The organism is Chelativorans petroleitrophicus, assembly GCF_025398195.1.
Lineage (GTDB): Bacteria > Pseudomonadota > Alphaproteobacteria > Rhizobiales > Rhizobiaceae > Chelativorans > Chelativorans petroleitrophicus.
The window spans coordinates 179,558-198,029 of record NZ_JAODNV010000005.1; the positions used below are offsets into that span (position 1 = coordinate 179,558).

Sequence of the window (18,472 nt, forward strand, 5' to 3'; positions counted from 1 at the left end):
CCGCTTTTATGATTTGACACAATCAATGGCAACCCTGATTTCACTGCCGCCGAAATGTGCCATCGCCGCCTTGAAGCAGCCAGAGACTTCCGCTAACCGCCTTGGCGAGGGGCCTTAATCGGGGACTGCTGCTGGTGTCGCAACGTTGGAATTTGCAGCCTGCCGTGCGATGGATTCACGGGGCTGCGCCCTTGCTGACCCTTACTTGGCTCATCCATGGTTTTCTTGTCTGTTTCGCGGCGGCAGCATTTGCCGCCTCCAGCGACGAAACGAGGCTGCTTGCCTACGACTACCGCATGGCGGGCGACCAAACCCATACCCGAATCATCATTCATTTCGACCGTGAGCCGGAGATCGGCTGGTTCCTCCTGCGTGCGCCACATCGCCTGGTGCTCGACCTTCCCGAAAGCGAATTCTCCTTCGAGGAGGAGGCCATTGCCCCGCGCGGGCTGGTGGCGCGGGTGCGCTACGGCCGCATGAGCCCTGGCCATTCGCGCATGATCTTCACCGTGTCAGGGCCGTTTACGGTCGATGATCTGAACGTGCTCAAGAACGAGAATGCGCCGGGCTACAGGATCATCATCGACATTGCCGCGGCCTCGCAGGAAGCTTTTGAAGCAGCCATGCGCAAACGCATTCCCGCCCTGCCGGAGGATGCGGGCATCGCTAAGGCGCCGACGCAAAGGGGCTCCAAGGATGGACGCTTCACCGTGGTCATCGACCCGGGCCATGGCGGCATCGACGGCGGGGCGCGCGGGGTCAGCGGCATCGAGGAGAAGATGATCACGCTGGCCTTCGCGCTGGAGCTGCGGAAAAAGCTGGAGGCGATGGGCAAGTACAATGTCGCCCTTACGCGTGAAACCGACGTTTTCCTGCGCCTTGACGAGCGCGTGCGCATCGCCCGGGAGAATGAGGCGGACCTGTTCATTTCCATTCATGCCGATTCGATCCGACTGCCTAATTTCCGCGGCGCGACCGTTTACACCCTGTCGGAACGCGCGTCCGATGCGGAGGCGGCCGCCACGGCGGCACGTGAAAATCTGTCTGACGAGATTGCGGGATTCGTGGCGGCGGAATCGGATGACGAAGTCACTGACATCCTGATCGATCTTATTCGCCGCGAGACCCACGCCTTCTCCATCCGCTTTGCCCGAACGCTCCTCGGTGAACTCAGCGGCAGCGTAGAACTCGTCGGCAACCCCTTGCGCTCGGCGGGTTTCATCGTTCTTCGCGCGCCGGATGTGCCGTCCGTGCTTCTGGAACTGGGCTACCTGTCCAATGCCGAAGACGAGAAGCTCATGCGTGATGCCGCCTGGCGCTCCGAGGCCGTGGATCGGATCATTGAGGCGATCAACATCTTCGCGGAGGCGGGCGCGCGCGGATGAGAACCGTTGCAGCCGCACAACACCACCGGTCTTTTCGCGTATCAATTTGCGATTCGGCCCCGGGTGCAGCCCCATTTTGTCCACATGGACAAGGCAGTAGGGCCGATCAGGGCGGTTTTCCCTCTTCGCGGTGATGATGTTATCATGGCCGGGCGGAGGCGGGATGATGGGACGCCGCCGGACCTTGGCGCTTTGGAGCACGCATGTTACGTCTGCTAGGTTATTTCTTCGGCATCGGAGTGGTCTTCGCCCTGGTCGCGGCGGCGGGGGTCGCCATCTATATCGGTGGCCTCACGAAGGACCTGCCCGACTATGAGGTGCTGGCCAGATACGAGCCGCCGGTAACCACGCGCGTTCATGCCTCCGACGGCTCGCTGATGGCGGAATTCGCGCGCGAGCGGCGGCTCTATTTGCCGATTCAGGCCATTCCCGATCGCGTCAAGGCCGCGTTCCTCTCCGCCGAGGACAAGAATTTCTACAGCCATCCCGGCATCGACGCTCTGGGGCTGGTGCGTGCGGTGGTCACCAACCTGCAGAATCTTGGTTCGGGCCGCCGCCTTGTGGGTGCGTCGACCATCACCCAGCAGGTTGCAAAGAACTTCCTGCTTACCTCGGACCAGACCATCCAGCGCAAGATCAAGGAGATGATCCTGGCCTTCCGCATTGAGCAGGCCTATTCGAAAGACCGGATCCTTGAGCTCTACCTCAACGAGATTTTCTTCGGGCTTGGCTCTTACGGCGTGGCGAGCGCCGCGCTCTCCTATTTCAACAAGCCTGTCCAGGATTTGACGATCGCGGAGGCGGCCTATCTCGCAGCACTGCCCAAGGGGCCGTCCAACTACCATCCCTTCCGCCATACCGACCGTGCGATCGAGCGGCGCAACTGGGTCATCGACCAGATGCACGCCAATGGCTACATTACCGCCGAGGAGGCGGAAAAGGCCAAGGCCACGGATCTGAACGTCAATCCGCGGCCGCGCGGCAGTTATCTCTTCGCCGCCGACTATTTCACCGAGGAGGTGCGGCGCGAGATCATCGCGCGCTATGGCGAGGATGCCCTCTATGAGGGCGGCCTCTATGTGCGCACCACGCTCGACCCGAAACTGCAGCTTTACGCGCGCAGTGCGCTCCAGGACGGGCTTATTCGCTACGACACGCTGCGCGGCTTCCGCGGCCCGGTCGACAGGATCGACGTTTCGGGCGACTGGGGCGCTCCGCTCGGCGATATCGAGGCTTTGAGCGACGTCCCCGAATGGCGTCTGGCGGTCGTGCTCGAAGCCGACAGCAAGTCCGTCCGCATCGGCCTGCAGCCTAAGCGGGAGGTGTCCGGCGCGCTCTCGGAAGAGCGTGAGACCGGCACGATCGCGCTTGAGGATATGAAATGGGCCCTGCGCCACGTGGTGGACGGCCATACGGTCAAGGCTAATTCCCCCGCCGAAGTGCTCAAACCCGGCGACGTTGTCTATGTACAGCGCAAGGAAGAGGGCGGAGGTGAGTGGATTCTGCGCCAGGTGCCTGAAATCGGAGGCGCGCTTGTGGCCATGGACCCCCATACCGGCCGCGTCCTTGCGATGGTCGGCGGCTTCTCCTATGCCGCATCGCAGTTTAACCGCGCCACCCAAGCCTATCGCCAGCCGGGCTCCTCCTTCAAGCCGATCGTCTACGCGGCGGCGCTGGACAATGGCTACACGCCCGCTTCCGTGGTGCTGGACGCTCCTATCACTATCCAGATCGGCAATCAGGTCTGGGAGCCCAAGAACTATGGTGGTGGTTTCGCCGGCCCGTCCACGCTTAGGATGGGCATCGAGCGTTCGCGCAATCTGATGACGGTACGGCTCGCCAAGGATATGGGCATGGATCTGGTGGCCGAATATGCCGAGCGATTCGGCGTCTATGACGACATGCCCGAGCATCTGGCCATGTCGCTCGGCTCCGGCGAGACTACCGTGATGCGCATGGTTACCGCCTATGCGATCATGGCCAATGGCGGCAAGGCGTTCACTCCGACGCTGATCGACCGCATACAGGACCGCTACGGCAAGACCGTCTACAAGCACGACACGCGCGAGTGCATCGGCTGCACGGCGGAGGTATGGAACGGCCAGAGCGAGCCCGAGATCGTGGATGACCGCGAGCAGGTGCTCGACCCCATGACGGCTTACCAGATCACCTCCATGATGCAGGGTGTCGTCACCCGCGGCACGGCGACGATGATTTCCGAGCTCGGCCGGCCGATCGCCGGCAAGACCGGTACCACCAATGACGAGAAGGATGCCTGGTTCATCGGCTATACGCCTGATCTCGTGGTCGGTGTCTTCATGGGTTACGATCAGCCGCGCCCGATGGGTAAGGGTTCGACGGGCGGCGGGCTCGCGGCGCCGATCTTCAAGGACTTCATGGAGGACGCGCTGAAGGACATGCGCCCGGTAGAGTTCCAGATGCCGGAAGGCATGCGTCTTGTCGCTATCGATCGGCAGACGGGCATGCACGCCGAGCCCGGCCAGCCCGGCGTCATCATGGAGGCATTCAAGCCTGGCACCGGGCCTGCGGACAGCTATTGGGTGATCGGCATGGAGGAACTGGACAGCGAGCGGGCGAACACCATCTCGCCCCAGGCCAATCGCGCGATCACCTCAGGCGCAGGCGGCCTGTTCTAGGCAAATTGCCGTTACAGAGTCCTTCGCAGCCTATTGCTTTTGCAAAGCGGTCGCCTGTCCTTTACAGGCGGCCGTTCCGTTCATAAGTTCCGCCCGACTTTGATCCCTATCCGAAAGAAGGATGCCATGCGCACTGAAACGGCAACGCTGGTCGACGAAATCAGGCAGGCCATAAGCCTGCTGAGGAGGTATCTTTGACTGGGACGAGGCAGTAAAACGGCTCGAGTACCTCAACGCGCGCGCCGAGGACGGCAAACTGTGGGACAACCCGCAGGAAGCGCAGAAGCTGATGCGGGAGCGCCAGACGCTCGAGGAAAATATCAATACGGTCAACGGGTTCTCTCAGGCTCTTGATGATAACATTGAGCTGATCGCGCTCGGCGAGGAGGAAGGGGACGAACAGATCGTAGAGGAGGCGGAGGCGGCAATCCGTTCCTTGCGCGGTGAGATCGCCTCGCGCCAAGTGGAACTGCTGCTGTCGGGAGAGGCGGACGCCAACGATACCTATCTCGAAATCCACGCCGGCGCGGGCGGCACCGAGAGCCAGGATTGGGCGCAGATGCTACTGCGCATGTACACGCGCTGGGCGGAACGGCGGAAGATGAAGGTCGAGGTGCTGGAGATACACGACGGTGATGAGGCCGGCATCAAATCGGCCACCATCCTGATCAAGGGCCACAATGCCTATGGATGGCTCAAGACCGAATCGGGCGTGCATCGCCTCGTGCGCATCTCGCCCTTCGACAGCAATGCGCGCCGCCACACCTCTTTCGCCAGCGTGTGGGTCTATCCGGTGATCGACGATTCGATCGAAATCGAGATTCCCGAATCGGACGTTCGCATCGACACCTACCGCTCTTCCGGGGCGGGCGGGCAGCACGTCAACACCACCGATTCGGCCGTGCGCATCACCCATCTGCCGACCGGGATCGCGGTTTCCTGCCAGCAGGAGCGGTCGCAGCACAAGAACCGGGCCAAGGCCTGGGAGATGCTGCGCGCGCGCCTTTACGAACTGGAGTTGAAGCGGCGCGAAGAAGAGGCGAACGCAACCGAAGCCGCCAAGAGCGACATCGGCTGGGGCCACCAGATCCGCTCCTACGTGCTACAGCCCTATCAGATGGTGAAGGATCTGCGCACGGGCGTTGAAAGCCCCAGCCCTCAGGACGTACTCGATGGCGATCTGGACGAGTTTATGAAGGCTTCGCTGTCGCAGAGGATCAGCGGCGGTGCCGCCGCGCCGGTCGAGGATATCGAATGAGCGCGGCGTCGTGACATGGCCCGAAACCATAATTGTATTTTGGCCGCTGCCGGTATGGCGCTAGGGCACTATTATAGGTTCGCTGCCCTGCGCCTCTGAAGGCGGCGGGCATCTGGTTGTGGGATCACTGCAAGACGGGAGTGGGGACGGATGTGCGGTATTGTCGGCATTGTCGGGCACTCGCCGGTGGCGCCGCTCATCGTGGATGCGCTCAAGCGGCTCGAATATCGCGGTTATGACTCGGCGGGCGTGGCCACGATCGAGCACGGCAAGCTCGCCCGCCGGCGGGCGGAAGGCAAGCTTGTCAACCTGGAACGGCGGCTTGCCGAAGAGCCGCTCGGCGGCTTCATCGGCATTGGCCACACGCGCTGGGCAACGCACGGCGTTCCCAATGAGGTGAATGCGCATCCGCATTTTTCCGAGGATGTCGCGATCGTCCACAACGGCATCATTGAGAATTTCTCCGAGCTGCGCTCGGAACTTGTGGCGGAAGGATTCGTCTTCGCATCGCAAACGGACACGGAGGTGGTCGCTCACCTCGTCTCGCGCGCCTTGCGCGGCGGAGCCTCTCCTCAGGAAGCGGCCTTTTCGGCGCTGAAGCGTCTCAAGGGTGCATTCGCGCTCGCTATCCTGTTCCGCGGCGACGAAGACCTCATCATTGGCGCACGCAGCGGCCCGCCGCTTGCCGTCGGCCATGGCGAAGGCGAAATGTTCCTCGGCTCCGATGCGATAGCGCTCGCCCCTTTTACCGATGCGATCACCTATCTGGAGGACGGCGACTGGGTGGTCGTGCGGCGCAGCGGCATGCAGATCTTCGACATGGAAGGCCGGCCAGTGGAGCGCCCCCGCCAGCAGTCCGTCGGAACGAGCTTCCTTGTCGACAAGGGCAATCATCGGCACTTCATGGAAAAGGAGATCCATGAGCAGCCGGAGGTGATTTCGCACACGCTCGCCAATTATCTCGACTTTGCTGAAGGTGGCGTGAGAGCCTTCGAAATGCCGTTCGATTTCGGAAAGATCGACCGGCTTGCTGTCTCGGCGTGTGGAACCGCCTATCTTGCGGGTCTCATCGGAAAATACTGGCTGGAGCGTTATGCGCGGCTGCCGGTGGACATAGACATCGCTTCGGAGTTCCGCTACCGCGAGATGCCGCTTTCGAAATCGAGCGCGGCACTCTTTGTCTCTCAGTCCGGCGAGACGGCGGACACGCTCGCTTCGCTACGTTATTGCCGAGCCCAGGGAGTGCCGATCGCTTCCATCGTGAATGTGCGGGATTCGACCATCGCGCGCGAGAGCGACGGCATCTTCCCCACGCTTGCGGGACCGGAGATCGGTGTGGCCTCCACCAAGGCCTTCACCTGCCAGCTTGCGATCTTCGCCGCCCTTGCGGCGCGCGCCGGCCTCCAGCGCGGCACGCTTTCCGACGAGGAGGCGCGCAGGATGGTCCGTGCGCTTTCGGAAGCGCCGCGCTATGCCGCCCAGGCCTTGCGGCTGGAAGGGCACATCGAGAAGATCGCGCGCGAGCTGTCCCAGGTCCGCCACGTGCTCTATCTCGGGCGCGACACTAGCTATCCGCTCGCCATGGAAGGGGCGCTGAAGCTCAAGGAGATCTCCTACATCCACGCCGAAGGCTATGCGGCCGGCGAACTCAAGCACGGGCCGATCGCGCTGATCGATGAGAGCATGCCGGTCATCGTGATCGCACCGACCGACCGCATTTTTGAAAAGACCGTCTCCAACATGCAGGAAGTGGCGGCGAGGGGAGGGCGCATCATCCTGATTACAGACGAAGCGGGTGCCGCGCGTGCGTCGCTCGACAAGTTTGAGACGATCGTCATGCCCACCATGCCGGAATTCATCGCCCCGATCGTCTATGCGCTTCCGGTACAGATGCTGGCCTATCACACGGCCGTCGCGATGGGCACGGATGTCGACCAGCCGCGCAATCTCGCGAAGTCCGTGACCGTCGAATAGACCCACTGGAGCATGGTGGCCTCGGCGGGCTTGCACCTGCCGCGGGCATCAACGCATGGCTGGACGGCCGGAACTGTCTTGGCTAAAGTCCCGGGCGTGCCGCAGCCGTGTTTTCCCGCATTGTCCGAGGTGCCTTCCGTTGATGACCCGTCTGCGCAATTATTTTTTGACGGGCTTCATCGTGACCGCGCCGCTGGCGATCACGATCTACATCGTCTGGTCCTTCATCGGCTGGGTCGATTCTTGGGTGAAGCCCTACATTCCGGCCCGCTACAACCCGGACAATTATCTGCCTTTCGCGGTGCCGGGATTCGGCCTCATCGTCGCCTGCGTTCTCATCACGCTGGTAGGGTTCCTGACAGCAAGCTTCGTCGGCCGGACGATCATCCACTACGGCGAGTATCTGCTCGACCGCATGCCGCTCATCAGAACCGTCTACAAGACGCTGAAACAGATCCTGGAGATGATCTTTTCGGAGCGGTCGGAGACCTTCAAGAAGGTGGGTCTGGTCGAGTTTCCGCACCGGGGTGTGTGGGCCATCGTCTTCATCGCGGCTGAGGCGCGCGGCGAAATTCAGCAGTCGATTGGCAGCGAGGAAGACCCGATGATCGCGGTCTTCATGCCGACTACGCCCAATCCGACCACCGGCTTTCTCATGTATGTGCGCAAGAGCGAGGTGATCGAGCTTTCGATGTCGATTGAGGACGGGGCCAAACTCCTCATCTCCGCCGGCCTCATATCGCCTGAATACCAGCAGACCACCCAGGCGCTTGCCGAGGAATTTCTTGGAAAGAGGCACAAGCCGAACGGGCCGCACGAGGCGGGCGATAAGCCGCAAGCTTAGTCGCGTCTCAGTGACAGCTATGGGTTGCGGTCGTCAGCCCGCGCGCAGGAGGCGAACCGCCTCGTCCTTGCCGAAGAGATAAAGCAGTATCCTGAGCGCCTGTCCGCGCTCCGAGGTAAGCTCGGGATCGCGCGCGAGTACCAGGCGCGCATCGTCGCGCGCGGCGGCCAGCAGATCGCCGTGGAACTCCAGCCGCGCCACCTGGAAGCCCGGCGTGCCGGACTGTCGTGTACCAAGCAGATCGCCCTCTCCGCGCAGCTTCAGATCCTCCTCGGCAATCAGGAAGCCATCCTCCGTCTCGCGCAGGATGGAGAGCCGTCGCTTGGCCGTTTCTCCGAGCGGCGCTTTGTAGAGCAGGACACAGGATGACGGCTTCTCGCCGCGCCCCACGCGGCCGCGAAGCTGGTGAAGCTGGGCAAGTCCGAACCGTTCCGCGTGCTCGATGACGATGATCGTCGCGTCCGGCACGTCCACGCCCACCTCCACCACGGTCGTGCCGACCAGGATGCGCGTTTTCCCCTCCTTGAAAGCGCTCATGGCCGCGTCCTTCTCGCGCGCGTTCATCCGCCCATGCACGAGCCCGACCGCCTCGCCGAAGATTTTCTCCAGGGCAGCGAAGCGGTCTTCCGCGGAGGTAAGTTCGAGCTCTTCCGACTCCTCCACGAGCGGGCAAATCCAGTAGACCTTCTGCCCGCCGGCGATCGCCTGTTGCAGCCGTTCGATCAGTTCGCCTAGCCTGTCCGCCGGCATGGTTACGGTGCGGATGGGCTTGCGCCCGGCCGGCTTCTCCGTCAGTCGCGAGACGTCCATGTCTCCGAAGGCCGAAAGCACCAGCGTGCGCGGAATGGGCGTCGCTGTCATCACCAGCATATCCGGCGCTTCGCCCTTGGCGCTGATCGCAAGCCGCTGATGGACGCCGAAACGGTGCTGTTCGTCGATGACGGTAAGCACGAGGTCGCGGAAGCGCACCTGTGCCTGGAAGAGCGCGTGCGTGCCGATGACGAGGGAGATTTCGCCGGAGGCCAGCCCCTTGAGTACGGCGTCGCGCTCGCGGCCCTTTTCTCGACCCGTCAGCAACGCCGCCTTGAGACCCGCCGCCTGCGCCAGAGGGGCTATGGTTGCGAGGTGTTGGCGGGCGAGCAGTTCCGTGGGGGCCATCAGCGCAGCCTGGCCGCCTGCCTCGGCGGCACGCGCCATCGCCATGAGCGCCACCACCGTCTTGCCCGCGCCCACGTCGCCCTGAAGCAGGCGCAGCATACGGGTTTCCTTGGCAAGGTCGGAAAGGATGTCGGCCACCGCCTGCTCTTGCGAGTGTGTAAGCGAATAGGGCAGGGCCTTCCTGATGTGGGCAATGAGCCTGCCGTCCCCCGTCAGCGGCCGCCCCGAAAGCTTTCGCGCGCGGGCTCTCACGAGCGCGAGCGAAAGCTGGCTTGCCAGGAATTCGTCATACGCCAGACGGCGCCAGGCTGGTCCCTCGGGCGAAATATCCTCCGCACCCTTCGGATCGTGCAGCTGCGCAAGGGCCGCCTTGAAGCCCGGCAGGCCGAGGCGGCCCCTGAAATTCCTATTTTGCCATTCCGGCAGGTCCGGGAGACGGGTGAGCGCCTGCTGAATGGCCCGTCGCAGAACCTTGGGTGAAAGGCCGGCCGTCAGCGGGTAGACTGGTTCCAGTGCGGGAAGCTCCTGGGCCTCCGCGACGGGCACTACATAGTCCGGATGGACCATGGAGGGCCTGCCGTTGAACCAGTCCATGCGACCGGAGACCAGCACTTCCGCGCCAACCGGCAGCAGCCGCTCCAGATAGGCTTGGTGCGCGTGAAAGAAGGTCAGCGCGATCTCGCCCGTCTCGTCGAAGGCGAAGACGCGGTAGGGCACGTTCTTCTTGCCGCGTGGGGGCGGCTGGTGGCGCGCAACCGTCACCTGAAGCGTCACCGTCGCGCCGTGGGGCGCATGCACCACCTCGGGCCGCCGAGTACGGTCGATGAGCGAATGCGGCAGGATGAAGAGAAGATCGCCCACTCGAAGCGATCTGTTCGTCAGGTCTGCGGGCACCACATTGGCGATAAGCCCTGCGATGCGATTGCCGATGCCGTCCAATGACGTGGCGGGAGCGAAGAGCGGATCGAGAAGAGGCGGGCGCATGGATTGAAATTATGCGACCCTGAAGCGGATGAAAACCGCAACGGAGGCTGACATCGGCCGGCCGAAACGCTATATGCCCCTTCTCACCGCGAAAGACAGGCAATGACCGGAAGCACTCGCTCAAGCGCCGATCTCGACCCGCGCCGACGCCGCGCGCTTGTTCGCGCCTGGCGGCGGGGCATGCGCGAGATGGATCTCGTATTGGGTGCGTTCGCCGATGCGCATATAGGCTCGCTCTCCGACGAGGAGCTTTCGCAGTTCGAGGCTCTGCTGGAAGTGCCCGATACGGACCTTCTGTCGTGGGTGACCGGTCAGGCAAAGGTGCCTGAATCCTTCGACACGCAACTTTTCCGGCGCATCCGAGCTGCGTGCGGAACACCGACGGCCTGATACGATCCAAGATGACCGACCTTGTCACACCTATCGGCCTTGCGCCCGGCCGGAACGGTTCCGTGATCATCGACGGCGTGGCGGACGGCTACGAAGCCTTTGCCCTGGCGCAGCTTGCAAGCGAGATCGCGCCCGACCGGCCGCTGATCTTCGTCCTTCGGGACGGACAGCGGCTGCCTGCCATTGCCGAGGTTTTGCGTTTCGCCGCTCCTGGCCTGCCGGTCCTCCAGCTTCCGGCCTGGGACTGCCTGCCTTACGACCGTGTTTCGCCGGGCAGCGACGCGGCCGCCCGTAGGCTCGACGCGCTCTCGGCCTTGGCCGCGCTGAAGCGCCAGCCTCACCGGGCGGTGATCCTCGTCAGCGCCAACGCGCTGCTGCAGCGGATGCCGCCTGCCGCGCATGTGGAGGGGCAGACATTCCGGGCCAGACCCGGCAATCAGGTCGACATGGAAGCGCTGATCAGCCGGCTTGAACTCGGCGGCTTTGAGCGCGTGCCGACCGTGCGGGATGTCGGCCAGTATGCGGTGCGCGGCGGCATACTCGACCTGTTCGCGCCCGGCTGGGACGAGGCCCTGCGTCTCGACTTCTTCGGTGACACGCTCGAATCGATCCGCGCTTTCGACGTGGCGACGCAGCGGACGACCGGCCAGCAGAAGGAGGTTTCGCTCCAGGCCGTAAGCGAGGTGACGCTGACGCCCGAGACGATCAGCCGCTTCCGGCGCAACTATATCGAGGCCTTCGGCGCGCCCTCGCGCGACGACGCGCTTTATGCCGCGGTTTCGGAAGGGCGCCGTTTCGCCGGCATGGAGCACTGGCTGCCGCTTTTCTACGAGCGGCTGGAGACACTGTTCGACTATCTGCCCGACGCGCCGCTCGTCTTCGATCACCTGGCGCAGGAAGCGATCGGCGAGCGTCACGCGCTGGTGACGGACCACTACGAGGCTCGTATGCGCCAGCTCAGCGAGGGTGCGAATCTCGGCGAGGCCGTGCCCTACAAGCCTCTGGAGCCGGGACGCCTCTATCTGAGCCCCGACGAGATCGCGGCCGCGGCCGAGACCCGCACGTTCGTCCGCTTCACGCCCTTCGCGGCGCCGGAGGGAGCCGGAAAGGTGCTGCACGCCGGTTCACACCCCGGGCGCAGCTTCGCGGAGGAGCGTGCCGATCCCAATGCCAATGTCTTCGACCACGTGGTGAAGCACATCGGCGCGCTGCGGGCCGGGGGCAAGCGCGTGCTGATTGCCGGCTGGAGCGAAGGCTCGGCAGACCGAACCAACCAGATCCTCACCGAGCATGGTTTGGGCGGCGTGACGCGGGTGGAAAGCCTCGAAGCGCTCACCAAACTTCCAAAAGGTCAGGCCGGCCTTGCCGTCCTGCCGCTGGAAACGGGATTCGAAACCGATGCGCTGGCGGTCATAGCCGAGCAGGACATCCTGGGCGACCGCCTGATTCGCCGTGCCAAGAGAAGCCGCAAGGCCACTGATTTCATTTCTGAAGTCACGGCACTCTCCGCCGGCGACATCGTCGTGCATGCCGATCACGGCATCGGGCGTTTCGTCGGCCTCAGGACCATCGAGGCCGCGGGTGCTCCCCATGAATGCCTCGAAATCCGCTATGCGGGCGATGACCGGCTGTTCCTGCCGGTGGAAAATATCGACCTTCTGTCGCGCTACGGGTCGGATGCAGCCGAAGCCGTGCTCGACAAGCTCGGCGGGGTCGCGTGGCAATCGCGCAAGGCAAAGCTCAAGAAGCGACTGCTGGAAATGGCTGGTCAGCTTATCCGGCTTGCCGCCGAGCGGGCGATGCGCCCGGCCGCGAAACTCGTGCCGCCCGACGGGCTTTATGGCGAGTTTGCCGCCCGCTTCCCCTATGACGAGACGGAAGACCAGCAGACGGCCATCGAGGCCGTGCTGGAGGATCTGAGTTCAGGCCGCCCCATGGACCGGCTCGTCTGCGGCGACGTGGGTTTCGGAAAGACTGAAGTTGCACTGCGCGCGGCCTTCGTCGCGGCCATGGAAGGGTTCCAGGTGGCTGTCGTCGTGCCAACGACTCTGCTTGCCCGCCAGCATTACAAGACTTTCCGTGAGCGTTTCGCCGGCCTGCCGGTGAAGGTGCGGCAGGCGTCGCGCCTCGTCAGCAGCAAGGAGCTTGCGGAGACCAAGAAGGCGATCGCGGATGGAACGGCGGACATCGTCGTCGGCACCCATGCGCTGCTTGGCAAGTCGGTGCAGTTCAAGAACCTCGGATTGCTGATCATCGACGAGGAGCAGCATTTCGGCGTCAAGCACAAAGAGCGGCTCAAGGAGCTGAAGTCGGACGTGCATGTGCTCACGCTGTCAGCGACGCCTATTCCGCGCACCCTGCAGCTTGCGCTGACAGGTGTGCGGGAACTGTCGCTGATCGCCACGCCGCCGGTGGACAGGCTCGCCGTGCGCACATTCATCTCGCCTTTCGATCCGCTCGTCATCCGCGAGACGCTCCTGCGCGAGCGCTATCGGGGCGGCCAGAGCTTCTATGTCGTCCCGCGCATCTCGGACCTCGCGGAGGTGCGCGAGTTCCTGGCCGAGCAGGTGCCGGAACTGAAGGTGGCGACAGCGCACGGCCAGCTTCCGCCGGGCGAACTGGACGACATCATGAATGCCTTCTACGAGGGCAAATACGATGTCCTCCTGTCCACCACCATTGTCGAATCGGGGCTCGACATCCCGACGGCCAACACGCTGATCGTACACCGCTCCGATATGTTCGGCCTGGCGCAGCTCTATCAGCTTCGCGGCCGCGTCGGCCGTTCGAAGGTGCGGGCCTATGCGCTTTTCACCCTGCCGGCCAACAAGAAGCTAACACCCACGGCCGAGCGGCGCCTGAAGGTCCTGCAATCGCTCGACACTCTGGGCGCGGGTTTCCAGCTTGCTAGTCACGATCTCGACATTCGCGGCGCGGGCAACCTGCTTGGCGAGGAACAGTCCGGCCACATCAAGGAGGTAGGCTACGAACTCTACCAGCAGATGCTGGAGGAGGCGGTGGCAGAATTGCGTGGCGAGGGAGAGGCGGCCGATACGGGCTGGTCGCCGCAGATCACCGTCGGCACGGCCGTGATGATCCCGGAAAGCTATGTGCCCGACCTTCAGCTTCGGCTTGGGCTTTACAGGCGGCTGGGCGAACTGACCACGACGGAGGAGATCGACGCCTTCGGCGCGGAACTCATCGACCGGTTCGGTCCAATGCCGGAAGAAGTGCAGCATCTCCTCAAGATCGTCTTTATCAAGGCGCTCTGCCGCCGCGCGAATGTGGAGAAGCTCGATGCCGGGCCGAAAGGTGCGGTGCTGCACTTCCGCAACCGGGAATTCGCAGAGCCTGCGGCACTGGTTCGCTTCATTGGAGAGCAGGGGCCGCTTGCAAAAATCCGGCCCGATCAGAGCGTAGTCTTCATCCGCGACTGGCCGACGGCGGAAAAGCGCCTTGCAGGCGCGGCCGTCATTATGACCCAGCTTGTCCGGCTCGTCGAAAAGAAAGCCGCCTGAGGGTTGCCATCAGGCCTAACTGAAAATGGCCAGCGGCAATCCGAGGAGGCCAAGCATGGCTCCGGCGCTTCCCATCAGGAGTGACCAGAACGCCAGCCACGCGGGAATCCGGATGGCGGGGCTTTTGGCGTCAAGATACCATCGCAACTGGCCTACCACTCCGGCACGCGTCAGCGAGAACTCGTATGTCTGGTCGTGCATCACGCCTAGATCGAGACGAGTGTCGAGATCCATCTCGATGACGTCTTCCTCTTCCGTGCCGAGAACGGACACGTGGCAGGAATTCCCGTTGGCGGACAGCTTGACCACATCGTGGCGCCCGATCGTGCCGCGATGCTTCTTGTGAAGCCGGATGACATCGCGCGCCGTGTCGGGCACGCGCGCCTTAACCACTCGCCAGGTAAGGGTTTTTGCCTCCTTAGCCGTCATGCGGGTCCGGAGCGTCCGCGGCGAGTTCCCCGCTCGCCTTGGCCTGTGCCACCTTCCTGATGGCATCGGCCAAGGATTCGGGAGGCTGAGCGCCCATCAATGCGTAGCGTCCCTCCAGTAGAAAGCATGGCACGCCGGTGACCCCCATTCTCTGCGCGGTCGCAATCTCGGCCTGAACCTCCTGCCGGTCGGCTGGCGAGGGAAGCAGCGACTCCACCACCGCGCGATCCATGCCTGCCTCTTCTGCGGCGGAGACGAGAACGGCTGGGTCGCCGATATTCTGCCCCTCCTCGAAATAGAGGCTGAAAAGATTGCCGATCAGGCGGCTCTGTATGTCTTCGCTCGCGCCACCAGCCCAACGGATCACCCGATGCGCATCGAGCGTGTTCGGCGCGACCTTTATGGCTTCGAAGTCGAATTTGATGCCCGCGGCGGCACCGAGCTCACGAAGCCGGTCGTGAGCGGCGTCGATGCGCTCGCGGCTGCCGAATTTCGACAGCATGTAGCTTTGTCGCTCCAGCCCCTCAGGCGGGATTGTCGGGTCGAGTTGGAAGGGGCGCCAGCGCACCGGCACGTCGATATCTGAAAGCAGAGCCTTCGCGCGCTCCAGATTGCGCTGGCCGAGGAAACACCAAGGACAGACCACGTCGGAGATGACATCGACGCTGATGGTGATCTTCGGTTCCATCAGTCGCCAGCCCCCTGCGGTTTGCGCCACCAGGCGGAAAGGTCAAAGCCATCCAACGGCGCTGTTTCCGGGTGCTCCAGATAGTTCCAGTAAGCGACCCATTTCTGCGTGTTGTGCTGCGTGGGCACCATATAGGCGCCGGAGATCAGGAGCCGATCGAGAGCCCGCACGGCGGCAACGTAGGATTTCTTGTCGCGCGCGCTCAGCATCGCCTCGATCATGGCGTCGACGGCCGGATCGGCAACCCCGGAGAGGTTGAAGGAGCCTTCGGCATTGGCCGATTCGGAGCCCCAGCGGCCGATCTGCTCGATGCCGGGCGAGAGCGAGCCCGAGAAGCCGACCGACGAAATCAGCATGTCGAACTCGAAGGTCTGCTTGCGCTGCTGGATCTGCGAATCGTCGAGCATGCGCAGCGTGACTTCTATTCCAAGACGCGAGAGGGCGCGCTGGAAAACGCTGGCAAGCCGCTCCTGCTCCGCGGAAACGATGAGAATCTCGAAGGAGAGGGGATTTCCCTCTCGATCCCTGAGCTTGCCGCCGTCGAGCGTGTAGCCCGCATCCTGAAGCAGACCGAGGGCTTCGCGCATCGTCTCGCGGCTCAGCCCCTCCCCCTTGTCGGCATCCTTGCCATAGGTGCCGTCGGCCACCGTGGGGAGGATTTTGTCCATATAGGGAGCAAGCAGCTCCTTCTCCCTTTCGTCCATGGGCCGCCCGAGCGCGGAAAGCTCCGAATTCTGCCAGTAGCTCAGCGTCCGGTGGTACTGGCCGTCATAGACGTTCTTGTTCACCCAGCCGAAGTCGTAGAGCATCGACAGGGCGCGCCGCACCCTCGGATCGGCGAATATCTCGCGCCTGGTGTTGAAGACGAACCCGGTGACCACCGGAGGTATCTTCGATTCGAACGCCTTCACCACCACGTCGCCATTGCGGGCGGCCGGAAAGTCGAAGTCTCGTGCGACCTGGGTGGCATCCATTCCGGTGTAGATCGCGCCCGCATAGACGGAGCACAGGCCCTTTTTGAAAGCCTCGAACTGGGCGTTCCCGTTCAGGAAGTAGTCAATGGTGATGCGGTCGTAGTTATGAAAGCCTCGCATGGAGGGCTTGTCGGCCCCCCAATAGTCGGGGTTGCGCTTGAAGACGATGCGCTGGCCCGGGATAACTTCATCGATCACATAGGGTCCGCTGCCAGTCACCGGCTTGAGCGTCGACTGGTCGAACGTATCGCGGTCGAACGCATGCGCCGGGATCACCGGTGTCATGGCCACGATCAGCGGAAATTCACGGTCGGAGTTCTCGTTGAAGGCGAAGCGGACGCTATGCTCCCCTGTTTTTTCAATCTTTTTGATCCGCTCCATGCGCGTGCTGTAGGGCGGACGGCCTTTCTCGGCGAAGGTTTCGTAGGTAAAGATGACGTCCTTAGGCGTGACGGGCTTGCCGTCCGACCATCTGGCGTCGGGGTCGAGATGAAATTCGGCGTAGGTGCGCTCTGCGTTCATCTCCACCGATTCGGCGAGAAGCCCGTAGAGGGAGAACGGTTCCGCGCCGTTGCGCCGCATCAGCGGCTCGAAGACCAGATTGCCGAAGATCGTATCGATGACGCCGCGTGCCGTGGTGCGCATGCTCTTCAGGATGAACGGGTTCAGGTTGTCGAACGAACCGGTCACGCAGTAGGTGATCTCGCCGCCTTTGGGAGCATCCGGATTGGCGTAGGGAAAATGAGTGAACCCTGCGGGCAGCTCCGGCTCGCTGTTCATGGCGACGCCATGCATCGGCGTCTCCTGGGCGGAAGCAGCGGCGGCCCAGAGGATCAGGGCGGAAAGCGCCGGAGCGAGATGAAGGCGCGACATGGCAAGGCCTCGTGTTGAATGGACTCGGGGGTGCCGCTGCCATCCTTGCGCGCCTTGCCCGCCTTGTCCACCGGTGCACCGGGAAGATTCCGGTGGCAAACACGCGGTAATGCCGATGGGCTCTGGATTCGGGAAAGCAGGCGTTGTAACACGCGCCCAAAGCCTTGCTGTCGCCGCATTCGGCCAACAGGAAACGAGAAACGCTATGTTCGCTGGGGATTCCAAAGGAACGGGAAGTATGAAGAGCCAGAATGCGAAAGCACACCGTTTGATCGCGGCATTGGCCGGAGGGGTGTGCATGGCCGTCATCGGCGCCTCGAATGCGGCGCACGCGCAGCAGGAGCCGCCGCAGGGCTGGTTCAAGGCCTGCACCAAGCAAGAGGATGTGGACGTCTGCAACGTGCAGTTCCTGCGTCGCGCCGAGACGGGCCAGCTTCTGACCGCGGTCAACCTGATCGAGGTAAAGGGGAAGATCAATCGACGTGTGCTGCAGATCGCCGTTCCCACCGGCCGGCTCATCCCGCCCGGAATCGGAATGCAGATCGACGGCGGCGCGACCCGCAAGATCGAATATGCAATCTGCGTTCCCGACCGTTGTGTGGCCGAAGCTCCGCTTACGGATGAGCTCGTGAATTCGTTCAAGCGCGGGTCAGAACTGACCCTCACCTCCGTCAATTTCCAGAACCAGCCCAATCCGATCAAGGTTACGCTTCAGGGCTTCACCAGCGCGTTCGACGGCGAGCCGCTGCAGCAGAGCGAGCTGGACGAGCGTCAGAAGAAGCTCGAAGAGTTCGTCAGCAAGAACAACGAGGAATTCGCCGAAAGACTGAAGCGGGCCCAGGAAGAGGCTAAGCAGTCCCGATAAGCGGGCCAGCTTGCTCGCGCGCCGGCCGGACTAGCGGCCGGTCAGCGTTCAATCGCATTTTTAAATGATGTGGTTCAAAGACCGATGTTCTGCGCTTAACCAAAAAGGGCGTCACACGGCCTTTTTTGCGTTTCAGTGACGAAAACGCTGGCGCGGAGCGTATTTGCCGTCCGCGGTCTGAACGAACAGCTCGAAGAGCTGCGGGTGGCGCACGGGCTCACCGGATTCGTCCTCGAGGAGATTCTGCTCCGAAACATAGGCCACGTATTCCGTCTCGTCGTTCTCCGCGAGGAGGTGGTAGAAAGGCTGATCCTTCGACGGACGCACCTCGGGCGGAATGGCTTCATACCATTCCTCGGTGTTGCTGAATTCGGGATCGACGTCGAAGATGACGCCCCGGAAGGGAAACAGCCTGTGGCGGACAACCTGGCCGATCGAGAATTTTGCCGTTTTGACTTTCTGCATTGCCCCGCAA

The 18,472-nt window shown here is 62.9% G+C and carries 13 protein-coding genes; 8 read left to right on the plus strand and 5 right to left on the minus strand.

Features of this window, described 5'->3' with window-relative positions; all coding sequences use genetic code 11:
* Positions 1-191: 191 nt before the first annotated feature.
* The 5 genes from NYR54_RS04310 (at position 192) to NYR54_RS04330 (ending at position 8,118) form a co-directional block, all read left to right on the plus strand.
* Entirely contained in the window at positions 192-1,385 is a 1,194-nt protein-coding gene (locus NYR54_RS04310; RefSeq protein ID WP_261514313.1) for an N-acetylmuramoyl-L-alanine amidase, read from the plus strand.
* A 203-nt stretch (positions 1,386-1,588) separates the two neighbouring features.
* Positions 1,589-4,042 (plus strand): penicillin-binding protein 1A, encoded by a 2,454-nt coding sequence (locus tag NYR54_RS04315; RefSeq protein WP_261514314.1) that lies wholly within the window; start codon positions 1,589-1,591, stop codon positions 4,040-4,042.
* Between the two features lie 126 nt (positions 4,043-4,168).
* A protein-coding gene (gene prfB, locus NYR54_RS04320; RefSeq protein WP_261514315.1) for a peptide chain release factor 2 occupies positions 4,169-5,300 on the plus strand; the annotation gives its coding sequence in 2 pieces (ribosomal slippage) (positions 4,169-4,234 and positions 4,236-5,300; 1,131 coding nt in all).
* Positions 5,301-5,450: 150 nt separating this feature from the next.
* Entirely contained in the window at positions 5,451-7,274 is a 1,824-nt protein-coding gene (gene glmS / locus NYR54_RS04325; protein WP_261514316.1) for a glutamine--fructose-6-phosphate transaminase (isomerizing), read from the plus strand.
* A gap of 142 nt (positions 7,275-7,416) precedes the next feature.
* Positions 7,417-8,118: a DUF502 domain-containing protein gene (locus NYR54_RS04330; RefSeq protein WP_261514319.1), complete on the plus strand. Its 702-nt coding sequence runs from the start codon at positions 7,417-7,419 to the stop codon at positions 8,116-8,118.
* Positions 8,119-8,151: 33 nt separating this feature from the next.
* Here the strand turns inward: NYR54_RS04330 and recG are convergent, their stop codons facing one another.
* Positions 8,152-10,260, minus strand: a complete 2,109-nt coding sequence (recG, locus tag NYR54_RS04335) for an ATP-dependent DNA helicase RecG (RefSeq protein ID WP_261514320.1) — start codon at positions 10,258-10,260, stop codon at positions 8,152-8,154.
* Positions 10,261-10,362: 102 nt separating this feature from the next.
* Here recG and NYR54_RS04340 point away from each other — a divergent pair, with 102 nt between their 5' ends.
* Together NYR54_RS04340 and mfd are read left to right on the plus strand one after the other, a co-directional pair.
* Complete coding sequence (locus tag NYR54_RS04340; RefSeq protein WP_261514322.1) at positions 10,363-10,650, plus strand: FAD assembly factor SdhE; 288 nt, start codon at positions 10,363-10,365, stop codon at positions 10,648-10,650.
* Between the two features lie 11 nt (positions 10,651-10,661).
* The gene (mfd, locus tag NYR54_RS04345) at positions 10,662-14,168 is read left to right on the plus strand and encodes a transcription-repair coupling factor (RefSeq protein ID WP_261514323.1); all 3,507 of its coding nucleotides are present in this window, start codon (positions 10,662-10,664) and stop codon (positions 14,166-14,168) included.
* A 15-nt stretch (positions 14,169-14,183) separates the two neighbouring features.
* On the opposite strand, the gene NYR54_RS04350 is transcribed toward mfd, so the two are convergent.
* From NYR54_RS04350 to NYR54_RS04360, 3 genes are read right to left on the minus strand one after another with little or no spacing between them, the layout of a single operon-like run.
* Entirely contained in the window at positions 14,184-14,597 is a 414-nt protein-coding gene (locus NYR54_RS04350; protein ID WP_261514324.1) for a hypothetical protein, read from the minus strand.
* Positions 14,587-15,285, minus strand: a complete 699-nt coding sequence (locus NYR54_RS04355) for a DsbA family oxidoreductase (RefSeq protein WP_261514326.1) — start codon at positions 15,283-15,285, stop codon at positions 14,587-14,589. Before NYR54_RS04355 ends, NYR54_RS04350 begins: the two co-directional genes overlap by 11 nt.
* Entirely contained in the window at positions 15,285-17,132 is a 1,848-nt protein-coding gene (locus NYR54_RS04360; RefSeq protein ID WP_423738565.1) for an extracellular solute-binding protein, read from the minus strand. Before NYR54_RS04360 ends, NYR54_RS04355 begins: the two co-directional genes overlap by 1 nt.
* Positions 17,133-17,370: 238 nt before the next feature.
* Here NYR54_RS04360 and NYR54_RS04365 point away from each other — a divergent pair, with 238 nt between their 5' ends.
* Complete coding sequence (locus NYR54_RS04365; protein WP_261514328.1) at positions 17,371-17,997, plus strand: invasion associated locus B family protein; 627 nt, start codon at positions 17,371-17,373, stop codon at positions 17,995-17,997.
* Positions 17,998-18,129: 132 nt separating this feature from the next.
* Here NYR54_RS04365 and hspQ read toward each other — a convergent pair whose 3' ends face one another.
* The gene (gene hspQ / locus NYR54_RS04370) at positions 18,130-18,462 is read right to left on the minus strand and encodes a heat shock protein HspQ (RefSeq protein ID WP_261514330.1); all 333 of its coding nucleotides are present in this window, start codon (positions 18,460-18,462) and stop codon (positions 18,130-18,132) included.
* Positions 18,463-18,472 lie beyond the last annotated feature (10 nt).

Bases quoted from the DNA above. Each gene is read 5' to 3' on its own strand.
- NYR54_RS04315 (WP_261514314.1), top strand. From the start codon at position 1,589: ATGTTACGTCTGCTAGGTTATTTCTTCGGCATCGGAGTGGTCTTCGCC.
- glmS (WP_261514316.1), top strand. From the start codon at position 5,451: ATGTGCGGTATTGTCGGCATTGTCGGGCACTCGCCGGTGGCGCCGCTC.
- NYR54_RS04330 (WP_261514319.1), top strand. From the start codon at position 7,417: ATGACCCGTCTGCGCAATTATTTTTTGACGGGCTTCATCGTGACCGCG.
- recG (WP_261514320.1), bottom strand. From the start codon at position 10,260: ATGCGCCCGCCTCTTCTCGATCCGCTCTTCGCTCCCGCCACGTCATTG.
- NYR54_RS04340 (WP_261514322.1), top strand. From the start codon at position 10,363: ATGACCGGAAGCACTCGCTCAAGCGCCGATCTCGACCCGCGCCGACGC.
- mfd (WP_261514323.1), top strand. From the start codon at position 10,662: ATGACCGACCTTGTCACACCTATCGGCCTTGCGCCCGGCCGGAACGGT.
- NYR54_RS04350 (WP_261514324.1), bottom strand. From the start codon at position 14,597: ATGACGGCTAAGGAGGCAAAAACCCTTACCTGGCGAGTGGTTAAGGCG.
- NYR54_RS04355 (WP_261514326.1), bottom strand. From the start codon at position 15,285: ATGGAACCGAAGATCACCATCAGCGTCGATGTCATCTCCGACGTGGTC.
- NYR54_RS04360 (WP_423738565.1), bottom strand. From the start codon at position 17,132: ATGTCGCGCCTTCATCTCGCTCCGGCGCTTTCCGCCCTGATCCTCTGG.
- NYR54_RS04365 (WP_261514328.1), top strand. From the start codon at position 17,371: ATGAAGAGCCAGAATGCGAAAGCACACCGTTTGATCGCGGCATTGGCC.
- hspQ (WP_261514330.1), bottom strand. From the start codon at position 18,462: ATGCAGAAAGTCAAAACGGCAAAATTCTCGATCGGCCAGGTTGTCCGC.